This window comes from Comamonas sp. BIGb0124 (assembly GCF_003752175.1).
GTDB lineage: Bacteria > Pseudomonadota > Gammaproteobacteria > Burkholderiales > Burkholderiaceae_C > Comamonas_F.
Genome location: NZ_RJVF01000008.1, coordinates 245842 through 267236 on the forward strand (window position 1 = coordinate 245842; position 21395 = coordinate 267236).

Annotated in this window: 18 protein-coding genes; 16 read left to right on the forward strand and 2 right to left on the reverse strand. The window is 67.6% G+C overall.

Features of this window, described 5'->3' with window-relative positions:
• Window positions 1-110 precede the first annotated feature (110 nt).
• From EC845_RS02345 to EC845_RS02410, 14 genes are all read left to right on the forward strand, one after another.
• Complete coding sequence (locus tag EC845_RS02345) at window positions 111-1139, forward strand: tripartite tricarboxylate transporter substrate binding protein (protein ID WP_123295606.1); 1029 nt, start codon at window positions 111-113, stop codon at window positions 1137-1139.
• 87 nt (window positions 1140-1226) lie between these two features.
• Window positions 1227-2165, forward strand: coding sequence for a SprT-like domain-containing protein (locus EC845_RS02350; RefSeq protein WP_123295607.1), 939 nt, complete (start codon window positions 1227-1229; stop codon window positions 2163-2165).
• A gap of 6 nt (window positions 2166-2171) precedes the next feature.
• Window positions 2172-2585: a hypothetical protein gene (locus EC845_RS02355; RefSeq protein WP_123295608.1), complete on the forward strand. Its 414-nt coding sequence runs from the start codon at window positions 2172-2174 to the stop codon at window positions 2583-2585.
• Between the two features lie 112 nt (window positions 2586-2697).
• Window positions 2698-3612, forward strand: a complete 915-nt coding sequence (locus tag EC845_RS02360) for a LysR substrate-binding domain-containing protein (RefSeq protein WP_123296316.1) — start codon at window positions 2698-2700, stop codon at window positions 3610-3612.
• A 192-nt stretch (window positions 3613-3804) separates the two neighbouring features.
• The gene (locus EC845_RS02365) at window positions 3805-5187 is read left to right on the forward strand and encodes an SLC13 family permease (protein ID WP_123295609.1); all 1383 of its coding nucleotides are present in this window, start codon (window positions 3805-3807) and stop codon (window positions 5185-5187) included.
• Window positions 5188-5233: 46 nt separating this feature from the next.
• The gene (gene mdcA / locus EC845_RS02370) at window positions 5234-6916 is read left to right on the forward strand and encodes a malonate decarboxylase subunit alpha (protein ID WP_123295610.1); all 1683 of its coding nucleotides are present in this window, start codon (window positions 5234-5236) and stop codon (window positions 6914-6916) included.
• A 44-nt stretch (window positions 6917-6960) separates the two neighbouring features.
• Complete coding sequence (gene mdcC, locus EC845_RS02375; protein ID WP_123295611.1) at window positions 6961-7308, forward strand: malonate decarboxylase acyl carrier protein; 348 nt, start codon at window positions 6961-6963, stop codon at window positions 7306-7308.
• On the forward strand, window positions 7305-8225 hold the full coding sequence (locus tag EC845_RS02380; RefSeq protein WP_123295612.1) for a biotin-independent malonate decarboxylase subunit beta: 921 nt from the start codon (window positions 7305-7307) through the stop codon (window positions 8223-8225). Before mdcC ends, EC845_RS02380 begins: the two co-directional genes overlap by 4 nt.
• Before the next feature lie 2 nt (window positions 8226-8227).
• Window positions 8228-8929, forward strand: coding sequence for a biotin-independent malonate decarboxylase subunit gamma (locus EC845_RS02385; protein ID WP_123295613.1), 702 nt, complete (start codon window positions 8228-8230; stop codon window positions 8927-8929).
• 10 nt (window positions 8930-8939) lie between these two features.
• Window positions 8940-9665 carry a malonate decarboxylase holo-[acyl-carrier-protein] synthase gene (mdcG, locus tag EC845_RS02390; protein WP_123295614.1) on the forward strand — a complete coding sequence of 242 codons (726 nt, stop codon included), beginning with the start codon at window positions 8940-8942 and terminating at the stop codon, window positions 9663-9665.
• On the forward strand, window positions 9662-10558 hold the full coding sequence (locus EC845_RS02395; RefSeq protein WP_123295615.1) for a triphosphoribosyl-dephospho-CoA synthase: 897 nt from the start codon (window positions 9662-9664) through the stop codon (window positions 10556-10558). The genes mdcG and EC845_RS02395 overlap by 4 nt, the downstream gene beginning before the upstream one ends.
• Window positions 10555-11469 carry an acyltransferase domain-containing protein gene (locus EC845_RS02400; protein ID WP_233597908.1) on the forward strand — a complete coding sequence of 305 codons (915 nt, stop codon included), beginning with the start codon at window positions 10555-10557 and terminating at the stop codon, window positions 11467-11469. Before EC845_RS02395 ends, EC845_RS02400 begins: the two co-directional genes overlap by 4 nt.
• A 33-nt stretch (window positions 11470-11502) precedes the next feature.
• Window positions 11503-11877 (forward strand): DUF2946 family protein, encoded by a 375-nt coding sequence (locus tag EC845_RS02405; RefSeq protein ID WP_123295617.1) that lies wholly within the window; start codon window positions 11503-11505, stop codon window positions 11875-11877.
• Window positions 11878-12030: 153 nt separating this feature from the next.
• On the forward strand, window positions 12031-13506 hold the full coding sequence (locus EC845_RS02410; protein ID WP_123295618.1) for a PepSY domain-containing protein: 1476 nt from the start codon (window positions 12031-12033) through the stop codon (window positions 13504-13506).
• Window positions 13507-13594: 88 nt separating this feature from the next.
• On the opposite strand, the gene EC845_RS02415 is transcribed toward EC845_RS02410, so the two are convergent.
• Window positions 13595-15979: a glycerophosphodiester phosphodiesterase family protein gene (locus EC845_RS02415; RefSeq protein ID WP_148077218.1), complete on the reverse strand. Its 2385-nt coding sequence runs from the start codon at window positions 15977-15979 to the stop codon at window positions 13595-13597.
• Between the two features lie 186 nt (window positions 15980-16165).
• Window positions 16166-17065: an alpha/beta hydrolase gene (locus EC845_RS02420; RefSeq protein WP_123295620.1), complete on the reverse strand. Its 900-nt coding sequence runs from the start codon at window positions 17063-17065 to the stop codon at window positions 16166-16168.
• Window positions 17066-17368: 303 nt separating this feature from the next.
• Here EC845_RS02420 and EC845_RS02425 point away from each other — a divergent pair, with 303 nt between their 5' ends.
• Entirely contained in the window at window positions 17369-19528 is a 2160-nt protein-coding gene (locus tag EC845_RS02425; protein ID WP_123295621.1) for a LamG-like jellyroll fold domain-containing protein, read from the forward strand.
• 47 nt (window positions 19529-19575) lie between these two features.
• Window positions 19576-21384 (forward strand): S-layer protein, encoded by a 1809-nt coding sequence (locus EC845_RS02430; protein ID WP_233597909.1) that lies wholly within the window; start codon window positions 19576-19578, stop codon window positions 21382-21384.
• Window positions 21385-21395 lie beyond the last annotated feature (11 nt).

Sequence of the window (21395 nt, forward strand, 5' to 3'; positions counted from 1 at the left end):
TCGGCACCCCCGTCGGCCCGTATCCCGGGCCACGTTTGAACCACGCGGGTTGAGGTCCGCACCCCTGGCTTTCCTTTCCGATCCCTATCCAAAACAACCGGAGACAACACATGACACGATTCCCGCCTTCCCTTCAGACCCCTGCAAGCACACGCCGCTCCTGGGTGGCCACGGCCGTGCTCGGCGGCATCTCGCTGCTGGCTGCCGCAGCCATCCTGCCCGGCAATGCCCATGCGCAAGACCACTGGCCCAGCAAACCCATCCGCCTGATCGTCGGTTACCCGGCCGGTTCGTCGCCCGACATGCAGGCCCGCCTGCTGTCCGAGCCGCTGTCCAAAGCGCTGGGCCAGCCCGTCGTGGTCGAAAACAAACCCGGCGCCAGCGGCAACATCGGTGCCGACCAGCTCGCCAAGTCCAGCGACAACCACACGCTGGCAGTCATCGGCAACGGTCCCCTGACGAGCTCCAAGTACCTCTACAGCCGTCTGCCCTACGATCCGGCAAAGGACTTCGCCCCCCTGGCCCTGATCGGAACCTCGCCCCTGGTCTGGGTGGTGCCGGCCTCTGCCATGACCGGCAGTTCGACGCAATACATCGAACAGGCCCGCAAGGCCGGCGACAAGCTCGCCTACGGCTCCATCGGCGCGGGCTCGGGCGGACATCTGGGCATGGAACTGCTCAAACCCGCCCTCAAGCTGCAGGCACTGCATGTGCCCTACGCGGGCGGACCGGCCATCATCAACGACATGCTGGGCGGCCAGGTCGACATGTCCCTGCTGCCCACCTCCACCGTGATGCCGCTCATCCAGTCCGGCAAGCTCAAGGCCGTGGCCGTGACATCGGCCCAGCGCAGCCCGCTGGCACCCGATGTGCCGTCCATGCTCGAAGTGGGTGCGCAAGGCGTGAACATCGAAGTCTGGAACGCGGTCATGGCCCCGGCCGGCATGCCCCAGGCCTACCAGACCAAGCTCGGCAACGCGCTCGCGCAGATCCTGAACTCGGCGGATGTTCGCCAGAAACTGTTCCAGCAAGGCTGGAGCGTGGTCGATCCCTCGCCTGCGGCCCTGTCGCGTCGCATCCAGGCCGACAGCAAGCTGTATGGCGACCTGATCGCCCGCGACGGCATCCGTCTGGACTGATCGTTCGGCAGCCCCGCCGACCCGGACGGCTGCTTAAAACGGATGGCTTGAAGCGGAGTGCTTATCTTTGTATTGCACAATACAAAGATGAGTCAGCCATCCGTTTTCTCCGCTGCTGAAGTGCCGTCGCCCATAGCGGTGACATCTTCACCGCCCTGGCTCTCCGATCCTTCGCCGCGACCGGCAGCGACAGCCGGCGCCGCGGTCCTGGACACTCCCACGCGGGTCACCTATGCCGAGCTGCAGCAGGCCTACGACCATTTCAACGCCGCGCTGTTCGACGCGCAGTTGCCCCCCTGCCTGATCACCCTGCAGCGAGAAAAACGCACCTGCGGGTATTTTTCGGCGGCCCGATTCGCTGCGCTCGACGGCCGCATGACCGACGAGATCGCCTTGAACCCGGCCTTTTTCGCCGTGGTCCCGCTGATCGAGACGCTGCAGACGCTGGTTCACGAAATGGTGCACCTCTGGCAGCACCACCACGGCAAGCCCGGACGGGGGCGTTATCACAACGAGCAATGGGCTCGAAAGATGGAGAGCATCGGACTGATGCCGTCCTCGACCGGCCGGCCCGGCGGCCGGCGCACCGGAGACTGCATGGCCGATTACGCCATCGAAGGCGGCCGCTTCCTGCAGGCCTGCGAATCGCTGCTGAATTGCCGGTTCACCATCAGCTGGTACGACCGCTTTCCCGCCGACGAACATGTGGCGGCAGGCTTGAGCAGCATGGCGGCACAGGCCGCCATCGCCTTTGGAACCGGCACGCCCGTGGCCGCCAGCCCGGCGCTGGCCCAGGCCGTGCGGCCCGGTGGCCGCGCCCTGGCATCCGTGGTGCCGGGACAGCCGCCCGGGCTCGCCCCGGTCCCGGCAGACCGGTCGAATCGTTTGAAATACACCTGTGCCTGCCGCCACAGCGTGTGGGGCAAGCCGGGCCTGCGTCTTCGCTGCGAGGACTGCGGCCAGTCATTTGCACCACAAGTGGCTGCGGGTTTGGCCGATCCAGCACTCGAAACCGCCAACGGATAATGGCTGATGCCTATCGAATTCGCTGCCTGGACCACACCTTTTGCCAATGCCGACGACGTCCGTATCCTGCAACTGGTCTATGACATCCAGGTCGCCAGCCTCGACGACGGCCATCGGCACGAATGCCTGCACGTCGCGGTGCAGGTCATGGGCAACGACGATCAGTACGTGATCCACGCCGACTGCCATACCTACCGGCAGATCAACGAGTACGGTTTGCTGGCGTTGTGGGGCGCCTCCAAACGCACGCCGCGCCCTGCCGGCACCACGTTCAGGGCACGCAACCACGAGTGGGGCCGCGAAAGTTTTCTGTCCTTCGAGCTCGAGACGGTCGACGGCTGGTCCTACTTCATCGCTTCGGAAACGAATTGCATCGAAATGCTCTGCCGGTCGCGGCCCCGGGTCGAAAAACGGCCTTGAACCCCATGAAAGCCCTGACGCCGGTGGCGACGTGCAGCGACCAAACTCGCGCGGGGGTATGTTAGCGTCCGTAGACTCCCGGAACCCGCCCCACACTGCTCGAATGGCCCACCTGCCTCCCCGCATCGACGACCAGATCACCTTCCGCAAGCTGGAAATGCTGCTGGCCTTTATCGACGCCGGCAACCTGGCGCGCGCCGCCGAGCGGCTGGACACCAGTGCCGTGAGTGTGCACCGTGCGCTGCGCACGCTCGAAGAAGCCATGCGCTGCCCTTTGTTCCGCACCGAAGGCCGCAACCTGGTGCCGCTCGAGTCTGCACGGGTCCTGGCCGAGACCGCGCAAGAGGTGCTCGTGCAAATGGCGCGCGGGGTCGACGCCACACGCGAAGCCGGCGGCTATTCGGCCGAACTGATCCGCATCGGTTCGCTCTATTCCATGACCATCAAGGCGGTCCCGACGCTGCTCATCGACCTCAAGGTGCGGCGGCCGCAGTTGCAGGCCGAACTGGTGCTCGGCTCCAACGCCCGTCTGATCGACAAGCTCAAGCAAGGCGATATCGACGCCGCCCTGATGGCCATTCCCGCCGACGAGCCGGCCCTCGAATCGCTGCCGCTGTTCGAGGACGAGATCTTTTTTGCGGCACCGGTGGGTTCGGGTTACGACACGCTCGACGCCGTCGACCTGCGCCAGTGCGTGAACGAACGGTTCGTGAGTCTGGGCGAAGGCTTTGCCACCTACGACGGTTTTCGCGACGCCTTTCGCCGGGCCGGTTTCGAGCCGAACGTCGTCATGCAGACAGACGATATCTTTTCGCTGATGAGCCTGGTCAGCGGCGGCATGGGCTGCACCCTGTTGCCCGGCCGGGTTCGACAGGTGTTCGCGGGCCGGATCCGCTTGCTGCCGCTGCAGGACGGCTTTGCCATGCGTCAGCAGATCGGTCTGAGTTTCCTGCGGGTCCGCGAGCGCGATCCCAATCTGCTGGCGCTGCAGACCGTGTGCCGCACGGCGCGCATGGCTGCTTTCTGAACAACCGTCTTCTTTCCAGGGCTTACCCTCGCGCGTAAACCCTCGACCTTTACGCCCAGCGTAAAAGTCCGACGCCGGGCTTGATTGATCGGGATGGGTCTGCTTCGTTATCGTGACGACGACACACCGCACCAGTGCGTGTGTCATCACAAAAAGAACCCCCGGTTCCACAACGACGGAGACAAGACAACCATGAATCCCCATTGGATTTCAATCGCGGTACTCGGCGCCATGTTCGTGCTGGCCACTGCCCTGCCCATCAACATGGGCCTGATCGCATTTGCCGGCGCCTTTCTCGTCGGCACACTGGTGGCGGGGCTCAATGCCAAAGCCATCATGGGCGGCTTCCCGGCCGATCTGTTCCTGACCCTGGCCGGCATCACCTACCTGTTTGCGCTGGCGCAGAACAACGGCACCATCAACTGGCTGGTCCAACTGGCGGTACGCGCCGTGCGAGGACACATCGCCGCCATCCCCTGGGTGATGTTCTTCATCGCCGCAGGATTGACATCGGTCGGTGCGGTCAGCCCGGCGGCCGTGGCCATCATCGCGCCCATTGCGTTGGGCTTCGCGCTGCAGTACGGCATCAATCCGCTGCTCATGGGCCTGCTGGTGATTCATGGTGCGCAGGGCGGCGGGTTCTCGCCGATCAGCATCTACGGCGGCATCACCAATCGCATCGTGGCCAATGCCGGCCTGCCGCTCAACGAAACCGCCACCATGCTGGCCAGCCTGGGCGTCAACCTCGGCGTGTCGATGCTGCTGTTCGTGATGATGGGCGGCCTGCGGCTCAAGCGCCAGCCGGCCGGCGCCGCGCGCGGCTCGGCTACGGCGATGCCCGCCGTGGGCCGTGCCGCGCACGGCCAGGGCGGCCCCCAGGTCTATGGCGATGCGGAGGGCGAATCGTTCGGCGAGGAGCGTGCCACGGCGCGCAGTCAACCCGGCGCACTCACCGCTGCGGCCGATGCGAATGCCACCGAAGGCCAGCGCTGGTACCAGGTCATGACGCTGCTGGGGCTGGGCGTGCTGGCGGTGCTGACGCTGTTCTTCAAGCAAGACATCGGTTTTGTGTCGATCGTCATCGGCCTCGTGCTGACCCTGATGGCGCCCAATCTGCAGAAACGGGCGCTCGGGCAGGTGTCGTGGCCCGAGATCATGCTCATCGTCGGGGTCAGCACCTATGTCGGTGTGATGCAGAAAATGGGCACCATCGACTTCGTGGGTCACAGCGTGGCCGAGCTGGCATCGCCCCTGATGGCGGCCCTGCTGCTGCTGTTCGTGGGGGCCGTGGTGTCGGCGTTTGCTTCGTCGACCGCGGTGCTGGGCTCGCTGATCCCGCTGGCCGTGCCCTTCCTGCAGGGCGATGCGGGCGTCGGCGCGGTGGGCTTCATCGCCGCCATGGCGGTGTCTTCCACCATCGTCGACGTCAGCCCGTTCTCGACCAATGGCGCACTGGTGCTGGCCAGCGCCCGCGGCGTCGACCGCGACCGCTTTTTCCGCCAGCTCATGCTGTACGGGGGCGCGGTGACCGTGATCGCCCCGCTGGTGGTGTGGCTGATCTTCGTGGTGCTGTGATGGCAAGCCACGACATCCGATTCTCAGGACTGGAGATGCAACCGACATGACGAGCAGAGACTGGAACACCCAATCCCGCAACCGCAGCGATCGCCTGGCGCGCGCTGCCGAAGTGCTGGGCCCACGCATGCAGGGCAAGAGCGTGGCGACCGAGGCGGTCGGCATGCTGCTGGACGCCGTGCTGCGGCCAGGCGACCGGGTCTGCCTGGAGGGCAACAACCAGAAGCAGGCCGATTTCCTCGCAGAGGCGCTGGTGGGGCTGGACCCGAAGCGCATCAACGGCCTGCACATGGTGCAGTCCGTGCTCGCCCTGCCCGAGCACCTCGACGTGTTCGAGAAAGGCCTGGCCAATCGCCTGGACTTCAGCTTCTCGGGGCCGCAAGGCGCACGGCTGGCCCGGCTGGCCTCGGCAGGACGCATCAACATCGGGGCCATCCACACCTACCTCGAACTGTTTGCCCGCTATTTCGTCGACCTCACGCCGCAGGTGGCCCTGGTCGCCGCGCAGGCCGCGGACGCGCAGGGCAACCTGTACACCGGTCCGAACACCGAAGACACACCGGCCATCGTCGAAGCCACCGCGTTCAAGGGCGGCATCGTGATCGCTCAAGTGAACGAGCTGGTCGATGGCACCACCACCCGGCTGCCCCGCATCGACATCCCCGCCGACTGGGTCAGTTTTGTCGTGCCGGCTCCCCGGCCGCACTTCATCGAACCGCTCTTCACGCGCGATCCGGCCCAGATCAGCGAAATCCAGGTGCTGATGGCCATGATGGCCATCAAAGGCGTGTACGCCGAGTACGGCGTGCAGCGGCTCAACCATGGCATCGGTTTCGACACCGCCGCCATCGAGCTGCTGCTGCCGACCTATGGCGAATCGCTCGGTCTCAAGGGCAAGATCGCGCAGCACTGGGCCCTCAATCCGCACCCGGCCCTGATCCCGGCCATCGAAGCCGGCTGGGTGTCGTCGGTGCATTCGTTCGGCTCGGAATTGGGCATGGAGAACTACATCCGTGCACGCTCGGACGTGTTCTTCACCGGCCCGGACGGCAGCCTGCGCAGCAACCGTGCGTTCTGCCAGGCCGCCGGCCACTATGCCTGCGATCTCTTCATCGGCTCGACGCTGCAGATGGACCTCGACGCCAACAGCTCGACCGCCACGCTGGGGCGCATTGCCGGTTTCGGCGGAGCCCCCAACATGGGCGCCGACGCCCGCGGCCGGCGCCATGCCAGCCCGGCCTGGCTCAAGGCCGGCGAGCAGGCACGCGCCGGCCGTCAGGGTGCCAGCGGTACGCCGCGCGGCCAGAAGCTGGTGGTGCAGATGGTGGAGACGTTCCGCGAGCACATGCAGCCCGCCTTTGTCGAGCGGCTCGACGCCTGGACGCTGCAGGAACAGGCCGGCATGGACCTGCCGCCCATCATGATCTATGGCGAGGACGTGACGCACGTGATCACCGAGGAAGGCATTGCCAACCTGCTGCTGTGCCGCAACGACGAGGAACGCCAGCAGGCCATCCGGGGCGTGGCCGGCTATACCGCGGTCGGACTGGCCCGCGATCACCGCATGGTCGAGAACCTGCGCGACCGGGGCATCGTCCGGCGCGCGCAGGACCTGGGCATCGACCCCAGGCAGGCCAGCCGCAACCTGCTGGCCGCGCGCGGCATGCGTGACCTGGTGCGGGCCTCCGGCGGCCTCTATCAGCCGCCCAAGCGTTTTCGCAACTGGTGAGCCCGGCGGTCTACGTCCCGGGTCCATCGATCGGAGAAACAAAGATGAGTCAAGACATTCCCGCAGGGCTCGAAGCCCTGGATTTCCATCTGACCGGCGGCCGGCCGGTGGCCGCATTCGAGCCCATCCTGGTCGGCGTCGTCGGTTCGGGCAACCTCGAGGTTCTGCTCGAGGCCGCCGACGCCACCGACTGCCACATCCACGTCGACACGTCGGCGCGTGGTTTCGGCACCATCTGGCAGGCCGTCGTGCAGGATTTCCATGGCCGGCATGCGCTGGCCGGCGTACGCCTGTCCATCAACGACATGGGGGCGACACCTGCCGTGGTCAGCCTGCGCCTGGACCAGGCCGTGGCCGAGTTGACCGATCGAGCCCAAGGAGGTCAACCATGATGCGCGACGCCACGAGCTATGTCGAATGCACGGCCCGCGAACGCCTGCAGGCGCTGCTGGACGCCGGCACGTTCCACGAATGGCTGCCCCCGGCCCTGCGCCTCACCAGCCCTCACCTGGCCCAACTGGGCGTGCCGTCGGCGTTCGACGACGGCATCGTCATCGGCCGTGCGAAGATCGACGGCCTGCCCATCTTCGTCGCGGCGCAGGAAGGCGCATTCATGGGCGGCGGTGTCGGCGAACTGCACGGCGCCAAGCTGGCCGGACTGCTGCGCCGGGCCCAGCGGGACCGCCCTGCGGGTGTCCTCCTCCTGGCCGAGTCGGGCGGAGTCCGCTTGCACGAGGCCAACGCCGGCCTGATCGCGGTATCCGAAGTGATGCGTGCGCTGCTCGATCTGCGCGCTGCGGGCATCCCCACGGTGGTGCTCATCGGCGGCGCCAACGGGTGTTTCGGCGGCATGGGCATCGTGGCGCGCTGTGCCAACCATGTGGTGATGAGCGACATCGGCCGGCTGGCCATGTCGGGCCCGGAAGTGATCGAGGCCAGCCATGGCGTCGACGAATACGACGCCCGCGACCGGGCGCTCGTCTGGCGCACCTGCGGCGGCAAACACCGCTGGCTCACAGGCGACTGCGACACGCTGGTCGACGACGACGTGACGGCCTTCCGCACTGCCGCGGCGCAAGCCTTGCGGTCGCCGGCACGCGGCCCCGTCGGGCCGGACGCACTGGAGGCCGAACACGCCCTGCTGCTGCGCCGCCTGAATGCCGTGCCCCTGGCGCGCTGGGGATCGGACGGCGACGAGGCCACGGCACTGTGGCAAGCCATCGGGGTCGCCGGGGCCGATCGCATCCCCGAACTCGATGTGGCCGACGTCCGGGCCCTGCGCCCCGACGCACTGAAGACTGGAGCTTGACGATGCACTGGAACACACTGGCCGAACAACTGTTCGACTCCCCCCACCGCATCGAGGCCGACGCGCTGCTGTTGCGCGGCAGCGCCGACATCGACGGCCGTGCCGTCACGGTCGTAGGCACCACCGAACATGCCCCCATCGGCGTGGCACTGGCCCTGGCCCAGGCGCGTGTGGTGCTCGACACCGTGAAGCAGCATCCGGGGCGGCCGATCCTGCTGCTGGTCGACACACAGGGCCAGCAACTGCGACGGCGCGACGAACTCCTGGGCATCAACCGGGCCATGGCCCACTTGGGCATGGCCATCGACTTTGCCCGCCGGCAGGGCCACACCGTCCTGGGACTGGTCTACGACCAGGCCCTTTCGGGCGGGTTCATCACCTCCGGCCTGATTGCCGATGGCTGTTATGCGCTGCCCGAAGCCGAGATCCGCGTGATGCGCATTCCGGCCATGGCCCGGGTCACCAAGTTGCCCGAGGCCACACTCGAGGCGCTGTCGGTCGGCAACCCGGTGTTCGCGCCGGGCGTCGACAACTATGTCGCCATGGGCGGCGTGCGGGCCTTGTGGCGTGGCGACTTGAAAGCCGCCCTGCGCCAAGCCCTGCAGGACACGCCTGCCGAAGACACACGAGCCCGGGACGGCCAGGTGCGCGGCGGCCGACGCATGGCCGCCGATGTGATCCAGCGTGTGCTGGACGCCGATTGAGGACCGCACCATGGCTGTCGCATTACGCCGCCATCAACTCGTCTATCTGGGCCGGCCCGCCTGGAGTGCCATTCTGTCCCGGAGCTGGGACAGTTCGGCCAGGGCCTGCCTGACCCACTGGTCCAGCCATGCATTGCCGCTGGTGGTCACACGGCAGACGGACGTGCCCCAGCCCGGCGGCGACGATGTCGTGGCCCTCGGGCTGCCTGCGCCGTTGCGCTGGGACAAGCGTCGACTCGCGCTGCAGGTGGCCCGCCGCGACATCCTGTGGTTCGACGAGTTTCCGCGCGCCAATCAGGTCACATCCCTGCTTCCGGCATCCGCCCAGCCCGGATGGCGCCGGCTGTGCGCCGAGCTCGAAACCCTGCGTCTTCCGGCACGTGCCTACGGCAGCCACGGCTGGCAATGGCTGAGCGGGCTCGACCATGTGCGGCCGCAGTCCGATATCGATCTGTGGCTGGGCGTGCAGGATGCGCAACAGGCCGATGCCGCCTGCCGCGTGTTGACGCGCCACACGCAGCAGGCGCACGCCCGCATGCCAAGGCTCGACGGTGAACTGCTGTGGTCGGACGGCACGGCCGTGGCCTGGCGTGAGTGGCAGGCCTGGCGTGCCGGAGCGACACCCGCCATTCTGGTGAAACGCCTCGCACAGACCGGCCTGGCCCGCCGGCCCTTCTGGCCCGATGCACCCGGCGAGACCGTTCCCGACATCCGCCTGCAGGGAGCGATGCCATGAACTGGGCCCTGCATGTTTCGGCGTCGCTGCCGTTTTTCACTGCGCCGTCGCAGGCCGATGCCGGCATCCTCGCCCCGCAGGCACAGGCCGTGGGCCGGGCGGCTGCACGGGCGCTCTACGACGAGCTGGCCTTGGCCCCCAAGCCGGGACTCGTTTCGTTTGCCGACAACGGCAGCCATGACGACATGGATGCCCACACCTTCATGCGCAGCATCTTTGCGCTGCGCCCCTATTACGAGCGCATCACGGCGCTGGGCATGGCCCGTGCGCCGTTTGCCGCGCTGGAGCGCTGCGGCATCGAGGCCGAACGCCACATGCTGGCAGCCACCGGTGGCATCAACACGCATCGAGGCGCCATCTTCATGCTGGGCCTGCTGTGCGCGGCGGCCGGCGTGCTCATCGGCCAGGGGCAGCCCCTGGACGCAAGCGCCTTGCGCCAGGCCCTGCTGACGCAATGGGGCGACGCATTGAGCACACGCGCAGACCGCACACCGACCTTGCCCGGCGGCATGGCCTCGGCCCGGCTTGGCCTGCGCAGCGCCGGTCGCGAAGCCGCGCTCGGCCTGCCCACCCTGTTCGAAACCGCCCTGCCCGCCTGGCAGCAGGCCGAGAGGAGCGGACTGGCACCCCACGCCGTGCGGCTGCAGACCCTGTTCTCCGTCATGGCCGTGCTCGACGATGCCAATCTGGCCCACCGCGGTGGCCTGTCAGGCTTGGCCCATGCCCGCGCCGCTGCCCAGGCTTTCCTGGCGCACGGCGGTGCAGGCCGAGCCGACGCCCAGAAACAGGCCTGGGCCGTGCACCGGGATTTCGTGGCCCGCCGGCTTTCGCCCGGAGGGGCTGCCGACACCTTGGCCGCTGCCTGCTGGCTGCACCGTGTACAGGACCGATGATGCGTTATGCCGTGATCTTTTCGGGCCAGGGCATGCAGCATGCGGCCATGCTGCCCTGGCTGCCCGACAGCCCGCTCACCCGGGCGCTGGAAGCCCGGCTGGGCCGCGACGACTGGCGCACCGCGCTGGCCGATCCGGACTGGGCCCACGCCAACCGCCACGCACAGATGCTGCTCGCCGCCGTCCAGACCACGGCCTGGCAAGTCCTGGCGGCCGGGCTGCCGCCGCCGGCTGCCGTGGCGGGCTACAGCGTCGGCGAGCTGGCAGCGGGTGCGGCCGCCGGCGCCTACGACGCCGAGACCGCCCTGGCATTGGCCGATTGCCGAGCCCGCCTGATGGATGCCTGCGCCCAGGACCGGCCCGGCGGACTGTTGGCCGTCGGCGGGCTGGCCGAAGCCCGCCTGGCGGCGCTGTGCGAACAAAGCGGCACACAAGCCGCCATCGTCAACGGCCCCGATGCGTGGATCTGCGGCGGTCCTGACGCCTCGCTGGCCCTGCTGCAGGACCTGGCCCAGGCCGCAGGCGCGCGCTGTACCCGGCTGAAAGTGGCCGTTCCCTCGCACACCCGCTGGATGCACGCCGCCGCCCGGGCCTTCGCCGAAGCCCTCGAAGAAATCGAGATGCAGGCACCCCGCGCCTGCCGCTTCGTCAGCAACACCGGGCAGGCCGCCACCACCGCGGCCGAACTGAGGCATGCACTGGCCTGGCAGATCGACCACACCGTTCAATGGCAGGCCTGCATGGACGAACTGCACGACAGCCAGCCGCGCTGCGTCCTGGAAATCGGCCCCGGCCAGGCATTGGCCCGTCTCTGGAATGCCCGTCACCCCGATATCCCTGCACGCAGCATCGACGAGTTCCACTCCGCCGCGTCCGCGATCGGCTGGGTGCTGCGGCATGCAGAGTACTGAAACCGGAAACCACGCTTTGCCATAATTGCGGGCATGCGCAGTTTCCGGTCCTTCCCATTGCTGATCCGCGCCGTCCTGGCGTGGTTCGCTTTGACGGTGGCGATCGCGACCGCGTCGCCCCTGGTCCACAAGCCCGATCCGCTGCATACGGTCTGTACCGCCGGCGGCGAGGTCCGGGTGCTGATCACCGACGCCGGGCACGATGCACCGGCAGCCGGCCACTCGCACGGCCAGTTGGACTGCCCGCTTTGCCTGCTGGCCAAGGCCCCGCCGCCGGCCGCCATCGTGGTCGTCCGGCTCGCGCCCAGCCCGCTGGCGCATGCGCTCAGGCCCGCTCGCCGGGCGCATCTGGCCACCTCCACCGGTGCGCCCCTGCCGCCTCGCGGCCCGCCCACCGATCGCGCCTGACCTTCGCGATCCCGTGGCGTGCACGGGCAGACACACCCGGCCGGCTTCAGGGCGGGTGATTGCTGCTCACGTGCTGCGGTCGACTTTTCTTTCGGTACGTTCCCTTTCCACTGGCGCGGCGCATCGGCTTTGAGCCGCGCCGGCCGTCACACCATGTTGTCTGTTCCCCCTCTCTCGGCGACCCGTTCGCCCGTGCTTCCCTGGTGGGTCGCTGCCCTGCGGCGCCTCCATCTGTATATCGGATTCCTGGTCGGCCCCTTCCTGCTGGTGGCCGCGCTCAGCGGCATGGCCTACGCGCTGACGCCCCAGCTCGAGAACTGGCTCTACGCCGACGCCCTGAACACCCGGACCACCGGCGCACCGCTGCCCCTGGCCGACCAGGTCGCGGCCGCACAGCGCGCGGCCGGTCCCGCCGCAACGCTGTCGGTCGTCCGGCCCGCACCCGGCCCGGGTTTCACCACACGCGTCATGTTCAACGCCCCCGGGCTCGGCGAATCCGAAAGCCGGGCGATCTTCGTCGACCCGGTGAACGGCGAGGTTCTCGGCGACTACACGGTGTACGGCACCAGCGGCATCCTGCCGCTGCGGACCGCCATCGACCAGTTCCACCGCGCGCTGCTGCTGGGCACGCCGGGGCGGCTCTACAGCGAACTGGCCGCATCCTGGCTGTGGCTGGCCGCGCTGGGCGGGTGCGTGCTGTGGGCCTGGCAACGCTGCGCACGCCGGTCGGCAACCCCATCCACCCAGCCGAGCGATGCGACGCGCCTTGCGCCGCCACGCGCGGCCCTGCGCCGCCGACATGCCACGCTGGGCCTGTGGCTGCTGCTCGTGCTGGTCTTCTTTTCGGCGACGGGGCTGACCTGGTCGAGATACGCAGGCACCAACATCGGCGCCATGCGCCAGCACTTGGGATGGGCGACACCGACCGTCTCGACCGCCTTGTCCGGTGCGGCCGAACCGGTTTCCGAGCATGCCCATCACGAAGAGCATGCCCAAACCCCGGCCGCGGGGCACGCGATGCACGGCATGCACCCCCGGGCCGTGGCGCAGGAATCCGGCACGATCGCACCGATCGGGCGCATCGATGCCGTACTGGCCGCGGCCCGATCGGCCGGGATCGACGCCGAACGCCTCGAGATCCGCCCCGCCCGACAGGCCGACCGAGCCTGGACCGTCACCGAAATCGACCGCCGCTGGCCCACACAAGTGGATGCCGTGGCCATCGATGCCCGCAACCTGGCGATCGTCAGCCGGGCGCGTTTCGAGGACTATCCCCTGGCCGCCAAGCTGACGCGCTGGGGCGTCGACCTGCACATGGGCGTGCTCTTCGGCTGGCCCAATCAGCTGATGCTGGTACTGGGTGCCGGCGGCCTGGCCGTGATGACGGTCTGGGGTTACCTCATGGTCTGGCGCCGGCATCGGGGCACGCAGCCAGCGTATGCCGCGGTGTCGCTGCTGGGCACGTTGCGCCAGGCGCCGCCCCCGGCGCTTGTCGCCCTGGCCATCGCCACGCTGGGCCTGGCCTGGGCACTGCCGGTGCTCGGCTGGAGCCTGCCTTTCATCGTGTTGCTGGACATCGGCCTGACCGCGCTGCGCAGGCACCCCTTGCAGCAAGCGTCCAGGCGCTGACCGAAGGCCGGGACCGGCAGCGCCATGCAGCCCTTTGGCCAAACCGGCCGGGCGCAGCCAGCCACCGCTGGCTCGCCCGGCCTCGGCCTCAACGCACCGTCAATTGCACAGGCTCGGAGTAGATCGTGAAACGACCGCCCTTGGCCATGGCGTGGGTGTGGCCCACCAACACCAGGGCCGTGCCGGGTCCGCTAAACACGGTCTCGCCATTGCTCTGGGCATAGGGTGCGGTGGCCTCGACCACCACCAGTTGCCGGCTGCTGGACAGGCTGGCCTGTCCGGCCTGGGTCCGGATCTGCACCGGCAGTTCCACGGCGGCGTTCGCGGCCACCGTTTCCGCAGCGGCGGCGCTCAGCCGCACCGGATAGGCACTCGCCCATTGCGACATGTCCGTCGTCAGGCCGTGGGTGCCGGCCATGTAATAACGTTCGAAGATCGCCTCGTCCCGGAAGGTCCAGGGCCAGAAGGTCGTGCCGCGATGCTTGGCCGCCTCGAGCACCGCCTCGGGCACGCCGGCGTAGCTGGGGTTGAAGGTCGACGACAGCGGCTGGGTCGCGCCCAGAATGGCACGCATGCCCTTCTTCACATCGGCGCCGGTGCTCAGGCCGGTCAGGTAGCCGCCCGAAACACCCGGCATGAGCTCGGCCAGGCGCTTGAGCTGCGCGGCATGGAACGAAATCGCAATCACCTGGTCGGCAACCCCATGACGGTCGACCGCCACCTTCAGCAGATCCACCACCTCGGGCGTCGCACTCTTGATCTCGACGAAATGCGTGATCGGCTGGCCCTTGAACTGCGTGAAGAACTCGTCGAGCGTCGGCACCGGCAAGCCGCTGGTCGTGCGCAAGGCACGAACCTGGGCCAGGGTCATCGATTCGACTGCTCCGGTGCCGTCGGTCGTGCGGTCCACGGTTTCATCGTGCATCACGACCAGGTGACGATCGGTCGTCATGTAGATGTCGTTCTCGACCGCGTCGGCACCCAGGCGCACCGCCTCGATCGCACCGGCCAGGGTGTTCTCGTCCACCCGTGAAGGCACGCCACGGTGGCCCACCACCAACGGCTTGCGCAACAGCGAGCGGGCGGGGAACTTGGCCAGCAGTGCCGTGTAGGGCGCAAGGTCTGCCGCCACCACGCCGTTGACGCCCGAAGTCAGCAGCCGGGCCGCCGACAGCGCCGAACCGTCCTGCGGCACCGCCCACACCGTCACCAGCATGCGCTGCAGGTAGGCCACCGTCTCGCGCGTGGCGGCTGCAGCCGGCAGCACCGCGATCTTGGCGCCCGCCTGATTGGTTGCAGCGACCAGGCGGGCCAGATCGGCCGTCCCGCCGCCCACGGTCGATTGCGTGTAGTCGACGGCAGCCCGCACGCGCGGCATCGCCTGGCGGGCCTGCGCCAGCAGCGCCGGGTCGGCCGACAGCAAGGTCAGATCGACCAGATTGCGCGCCTTGACCTGCTCGGCCAGTGCGGTCACCGTCGCTGCATCGGCGATGCTCAGCACAGGAATGGCCCGGGCATCGGCCCGATCCAGCAGGGCCTGCAAGGTCCCCAGGCTCTGGCCGGAGGCCGTCGACACGTTGAGTGCGCTGTCCAGCGTCACCAGGCTGTTGGCTGCGCCGGCTTGCGATGCCGTCGCGGCGGTCTGTGTCAGCTCGACCAGCGTCGGGGCCATGGCGACGCCGGTCTGCGGCTCGGCCACGTCGTAGATGTCGCCCAGACTCGGCAAGGCCTCCAGTTGCTCGGTCACCTTGACGGCATCGACACGCATGATCGCGCCTGCGGCCTGCAGGCCCAGGCCGCCCTGTGCCGCGCCACCCAGTTCCGCATCGTGCAGCAGCACGTCGTTCAGGTACTGGCGCACCCGGCCGCCCTTCACGATCACCGTCGCCTTGTAGGTCTTGCCGGGCTGGATGGCTTCGGAGAACGCAGCCGTCTCGCTCACGATCCAGCCGCCGTCCTTGCGCTGGGCAAGTTCGGTGCCGTTGCCTGCCGTGGCCGTCTGGCGCACCGCCATCTGGTAGTAGGGCTCGAGGTTGGGCGTATCCGAGGTGCGGTACATCACGCTCACCCAGCGCGACGTGTTGTTGGCCTGCACGATCGTGAACTCGGCGTCGATCCGGTAGTCGCCCCGGCTGGCCAGCGAGGCCGGCAGGCGCACGGCGGTGGCCGTGCTGTTGTTGGCCAGGCCGTTGACGAACAGGCTGCCCTCCTGGACATACACCGCGCCGTCCACGCCGTTGGCCTGCTGCCAGCCGGCCGGCAGCGCACCGGTGGCGATGCCGTCGAAACGCTCGTCGAGCAGCACGACCGGCTCGGGTGCAGGCGGTGTTTCCGGTTCGGGTTCCGGCTCGGTGGGCGGTGTCCCCGGATCGGGCGTACCGCCACCGGGGATCTCGGTTCCGGGCTGCGTGGGAGCCGCATCGTCGTGGTCATCGGAACCGCCGCAGGCAGCAAGTGCAAGAGTGGCGGCCATGGCGATGGCAAGGCGTTGGAAATACACGGAGGGTCCTTCTTCAAAACATGACAGAAGTCCCCGACCGTAGTCACCGCCGATGACAAAGCGTTGACATTTGCTTCACTTTTCTTTGCACAACTTCACGCAATGCCGCTCTTTTTATCCCCTATCGCGGGCCTTCTCCCAGGAAAGAGCAATGCCATCTCATGGTAAACCCGCATGCAACTTCACAGCCCGCGAGATCACGCTCTCGGGCGCCAGATATTGGTCGAGCAGGTTGAAATGGTTGTAGTCCTTGAGCACGTGGATGTCGGGCGCATAACCCTCGATCTGAAGCAGCCTGCCGTAACGCAGCGTCAGGTCGATCCAATGATGCGGCTCCTCTCCCCCCACCAGCAGCGTCACCGGACCGGCCAGCCGGGGCAGGCGCTGCTCCATGTTGTTGCGAGCGGCCACTTCGGGCGTCAGTTGCAGTTGCGCGTTGAGCGAGGTGTACATGGCCGGCCGAGGATCGAAGACCCCACTGATCAGCGTCGCCCCGGCCAAAGGTGGCGCCTGCTCGAGTCCGGCGTAGGTCTGCCAGTCCTGGGCCAGGATGGCGGCGCACAGATGAGCGCCCGCCGAGTGTCCGCCGATGCTGAGCCGAGCCGGGTCGATGCCGTGATCGGCTCCCTGCCGGTGCAGCCAGGCAAACGCCGCGAGCGCCGAGTCCACCACCCCGTCGAGGTTCGAACCGGGGCACAGCTCGTAATTGGCGATCACGGCCGTGATGCCCTGTTCGACCAGCCCGGCCGCCACAAACGCAAAGGCCGACTTGTCGAGCGCGCGCCAATAGCCGCCATGGAAAAACAGATGGGCCGGGGCCGGCCGGCCGTCGGCACGCGGCGGCGCCCGGTAGATGTCGAGGCGGCGGCGCGCATGCTCGCCATACGCCACGTCGAACACCGCATCCAGCGTGTCGCGGGCCTGCGAGTTGATCGCTGCACGCGGCTCGTCGTAGCGCGTGAAATCGGGCACCGACAGACGGGGATTGAACTGAGCCTCGAGCGCTTCGGGGCTCAAGGCCGACCAGGCCGGGACGGGGGTCAGAAGGGGCGCATTCATGGCGAAGGGAGTTTCCAGACAACACGGATCGATCGATGCTACGTGTTTTCCCGATCCCTTGCAGGGCCGCCCGAGCCCCGCCGGAATGCCCGATTTCCCGCCGCGAAATGCTCACGCGCTGCATCTGACGGGACAAGGAAGGGCCTCTTGGGTGCCTGCATCGGACTATTGATTGTTTATTCTCATAGCAAGAGTCAACGATATCTCAACATATTTCGGCAAGAACCATTCGTTGATTTCATCGAATCGTCATCCCTCGTTCCTACAGTCCGTAACCTTGTTCCCTGCAGGTACCCAAGGCCCATGACCGATTCCATTCGCAAAACCTCGCCGCTTTCACTCAACGAACTTCAGGGGCTTCCCGACCGCCAGCGCCGTGCACTGCTGCGTGCCGGCCTCGGCCTGTCCGTCGGCAGCGCATTGCTGTTGGCGGCCTGCGGCGGCGACGGCAACGACGCGCCCGCCGACGAGAGCGGTGCCGGCGGCACGCCCGTCGATCCGCCCACCACCACACCGAACCCGGACGAGGGCGGCGGCACGCCGCTGCCGCCCGCCGTGGCCAGCTTCGCGCTGGCGGTGCTGCCCGACACGCAGTTCTACTCGCGTTATGCCACCGCCGACGAGAACACGCAGTTCCAGCGCATGTACGGTTCGACGCCCTACCTGGCCCAGACCGAATGGATCGCCCGGCATGCCGCCGACTACAAGATCCCGTTCGCCATCCACCTGGGCGACATCGTCGACCAGCAAGGCAAGCCGGCGCAGTGGGAGATTGCCGATGCAGCCATGCAGGTGCTCGAAGATGCCGAAGTCCCCTACTCGATCCTCGCCGGCAACCATGACGTGATCCGAGACGTCGACTACGTGAACGCCGGCAGCCAGTCCACCGATACCGATGCGCAGCGGACCCTGGCCAACGAACCCTATCTGAAGTGGTTTCCGACCACACGAGCGGCCCGGCAGGCCACTTTCGGCGGCCGCGACAGCTCGGGCTTCCATGAGTTCCACATCTTCGAAGCCGAGGGGCAGTCCTTCCTGGTCCTGTCGCTTTCGTGGCGGGTCTCGGATGCCGGCATCGACTGGGCACGCCAAGTGCTGGCCCAGCATCCCACGCTGCCGGCCATCCTGGTCAATCACCAGTTGCTCAACATCGCCTCGGACGGCACCAGCCCGCTCGAAGTACCCTACGGACTCATGCTCTGGGATCGCCTGATCAAGGACAACGACCAGATCTTCATGACCCTCAACGGCCATTACCACGGTGCCAGCCGCCTCACCAAGACCAATGCCTACGGCAATGCCGTCGAAGAGATGGTGGTGGACTATCAGATGGCCTACATGGGCGGCAATGCGCTCATGCGGACCTACGAGTTCGACCTGACCCACAACAAGATCCGTGTGCTGTCCTTTTCGCCCTGGGTGCCGAGCAAGCCGGTCGAGGCACTCAACGAGTTCGACGTCGCGGTGCTCGCCGAAGACAACCAGCAGTTCGAGATCGACATCGATTTCAAGAAACGCTTCGCCCGTTTCAACCCCGGCTTCGCCGCCCCCGCACCGTCGAACCAACCCATCACCGAACGGGTGAAGGCCGCACTGCTGGCCAACTACACCGAACCCGAAACGCCCGACCAGAAACCGGCGGCAGACACCGAGGACTACCCCCACGTCTCCTCCACCCTGGCGCACTGGCGTTTCTTCGGCGGTGCCGCCGATTCCGTGGTGCCCGTGGGTTACGTCGTGCCCGACGAGACGGGCGCCAATCCCATCTACCGCGAGTCGCTGGTCTTCAACGGCAGCACCATCGGCCAGGAGGGCGACCTGACCTGGGCCGACGACCATCACCATCTCTCGGCGGCCCCCGGCAGCGTCAAGTTCTCCAGCACCACCACAAAGCCGCTGCGCATGAGCTACTTCACGACACGCTCGGAGGCCGCGCTCAACACGCAGACCTTCGACTCGGGTTACACCGTCGAAGCCTTCATCAAGGTCGATGCCAGCTGGACCGCCAGCCAGAACGCCTGGATGAACATCATGGAGCGCGACGGCCGCCGAGGCCAGATCGACGGCTTCACCGGCGGCGACGGCGAAGAATGCCCCATCATCTTCGCCGTCTCCAGCCTGCGCGAAGTGCAATGGGAAGTGCTGCCCGGCAACACGGGCGCCAAGTCGCCGACCTCCAACTGGTCGGGCGAAATCATGGCCGGCAAGTGGATCCACGTGGCCATCGTCAACGATCCGGTCCGCCGCGAAACGGTGATGTATGTCGAAGGTGCGCCCGTGCTGCGCAATGCGGCCGGCGGCGTCGGTATCGCCTACCGCCGTGCGACCGACCGCATGGTCATCGGTGGCGGCGCCTACGCCGGCCAGCGCACCAACGGTTTCCTGGGCCAGATCGGAGAGATCCGCCTGTGTGCCGAACCCCTGCCGGCCAGCCAGTGGCTGACGGCACGGCGCAGCGCCTGAACACCGCGGCCCAGGGCTTAGTCCCGGGCCACCCTTGACGACCCTCAATGTCTGCCACGGCCGCCGGCCTTCCGCGCGGCCCCGGCCACTCCATCGAATCCATCATGTACGCATCGACAACACACCGACCTTTGCTTCCCGCTCTGCCGCGCAACTGGCTGTGGGCGGCCCTCGCCGCCGCAGTGCTCACCGCCTGCGGCGGCGGCGGCGACTCCTCGGGCACGCCCGACGTCACTTCGCCGCCCACCACCGAACCCACGACACCGCCGGTCGACGGCGCAGAGGGAGAGGACGGCGGCGGAGACGACGGCACGACGCCGCCGCCCGTCGCCACCGGCCGCTGGACCCGCGGCGACCTGCACGTGCACACCTACCAGTCGGACGACGCTCAGACCGGACTCGAACAGGTGCTGGACCAGGGCTTCGACCAGTACGGCCTGGACTGGATGGCACTGTCCAATCACCTGCGCTTGTCGGCACGCGACCACACCGGCGCCGCCCTGCCCGGCGGCTCCATTCCCTTCTCGCGCGCCATGGCGGAGTACGAGGCGCCCTTCATCCGGCAAGCCCAGGCCGCCGGCCGCTACAAGGACAAGCTGATCCTGTCGTCGGCCGAATGGGACATGCCCACCCACGATCACGTCAACGTCGGCATCCTCACCGACCAGCCCATGAGCGACAAGGCCTTCAAGGCCATGAACCAGTTCGAGTATTTCTTCACCAACCGCAATGCCGCCCTGTTCGATGCGGCGGACGTGGCCGCCTGGAACACCCAGCGCGCACGCGCCTACAGCACCCATGCCGATGCCGTCGGCGCGATCGCCTGGCTGCGCGACAACCATGGCGAAACCAGCTACATGCTGCTCAACCATCCGTCGCGCTACAACGGCCGCTACACCGCCGCCCAACTGCGCGAGATGAACGACACCGCGCCCAACGTCTTCTTCATGATCGAAGGACTGGTCGGCAACCAGATGGAACCGGACCGCGGCGGTTATGCCGAGAGCTACACCGCCGCCAACCTGCCCTCGCGCACCTACGGCGGCACCGACTACATGGTCGCCCGACTGGGCGGCATGTGGGATGCCCTGCTGGGCGAGGGCCGCCGCGTCTGGACGGTGGCGAACTCCGACTTCCACTTCAAGACCGCCCAGGGCCTCTACAGCAGCGGTTATGCGCCGGGCGAGTACGCCAAGACCTACCTTCGTCAGGCCGACGAGGGTGCGCAGGGCTGGCTCGACAGCCTGCGCGCCGGCCAGGCCTTCGGGGTGCTGGGCGACCTGATCGACGCCCTGGATTTCAGCGCTGCAGGCCCTGCACCCGAAAACGCCAGCGCCGCCATGGGCGGCGAACTCTCCGTCAAACCCGGCGAGACCGTGACCGTCACCATTCGCTTCAAGAGCCCCGAGCGCAACAACCGTGAGACGGCACTGGGCAGCGGCGTACTGGCCGGCGAGCAGCCGCAGGTCGATCACGTCGACCTGATCGCAGGACATGTCGTTGCAAAGGCCGCACCGGCATCGGCTGCCTATGCCGAATCGACCAACGCCAGTACCCGCGTCATCGCCCGTTTCTTCAAGAAGGACTGGCAGGTCGATGCCGAGGGCTACAACGTCATCACCTATCGCTACACACCGGCCGCCAGCCAGTACCTGCGGTTGCGCGGCACCAATCTGGGCGTGGACGTCGCCGGCGAGACCAGCCGGGGCGAACCCCTGCCCGACGCCAAGATCACGCTGGCCGACAATCAGGCCCGCTTCGACGCCATCGACGCACGCAACTACGGCGACCTCTGGTTCTACTCCAACCCGGTCTTCGTGACCGTGGCCGCGGCGGCAACCGCCGGCACACGCTGAAGCCCGCCGGC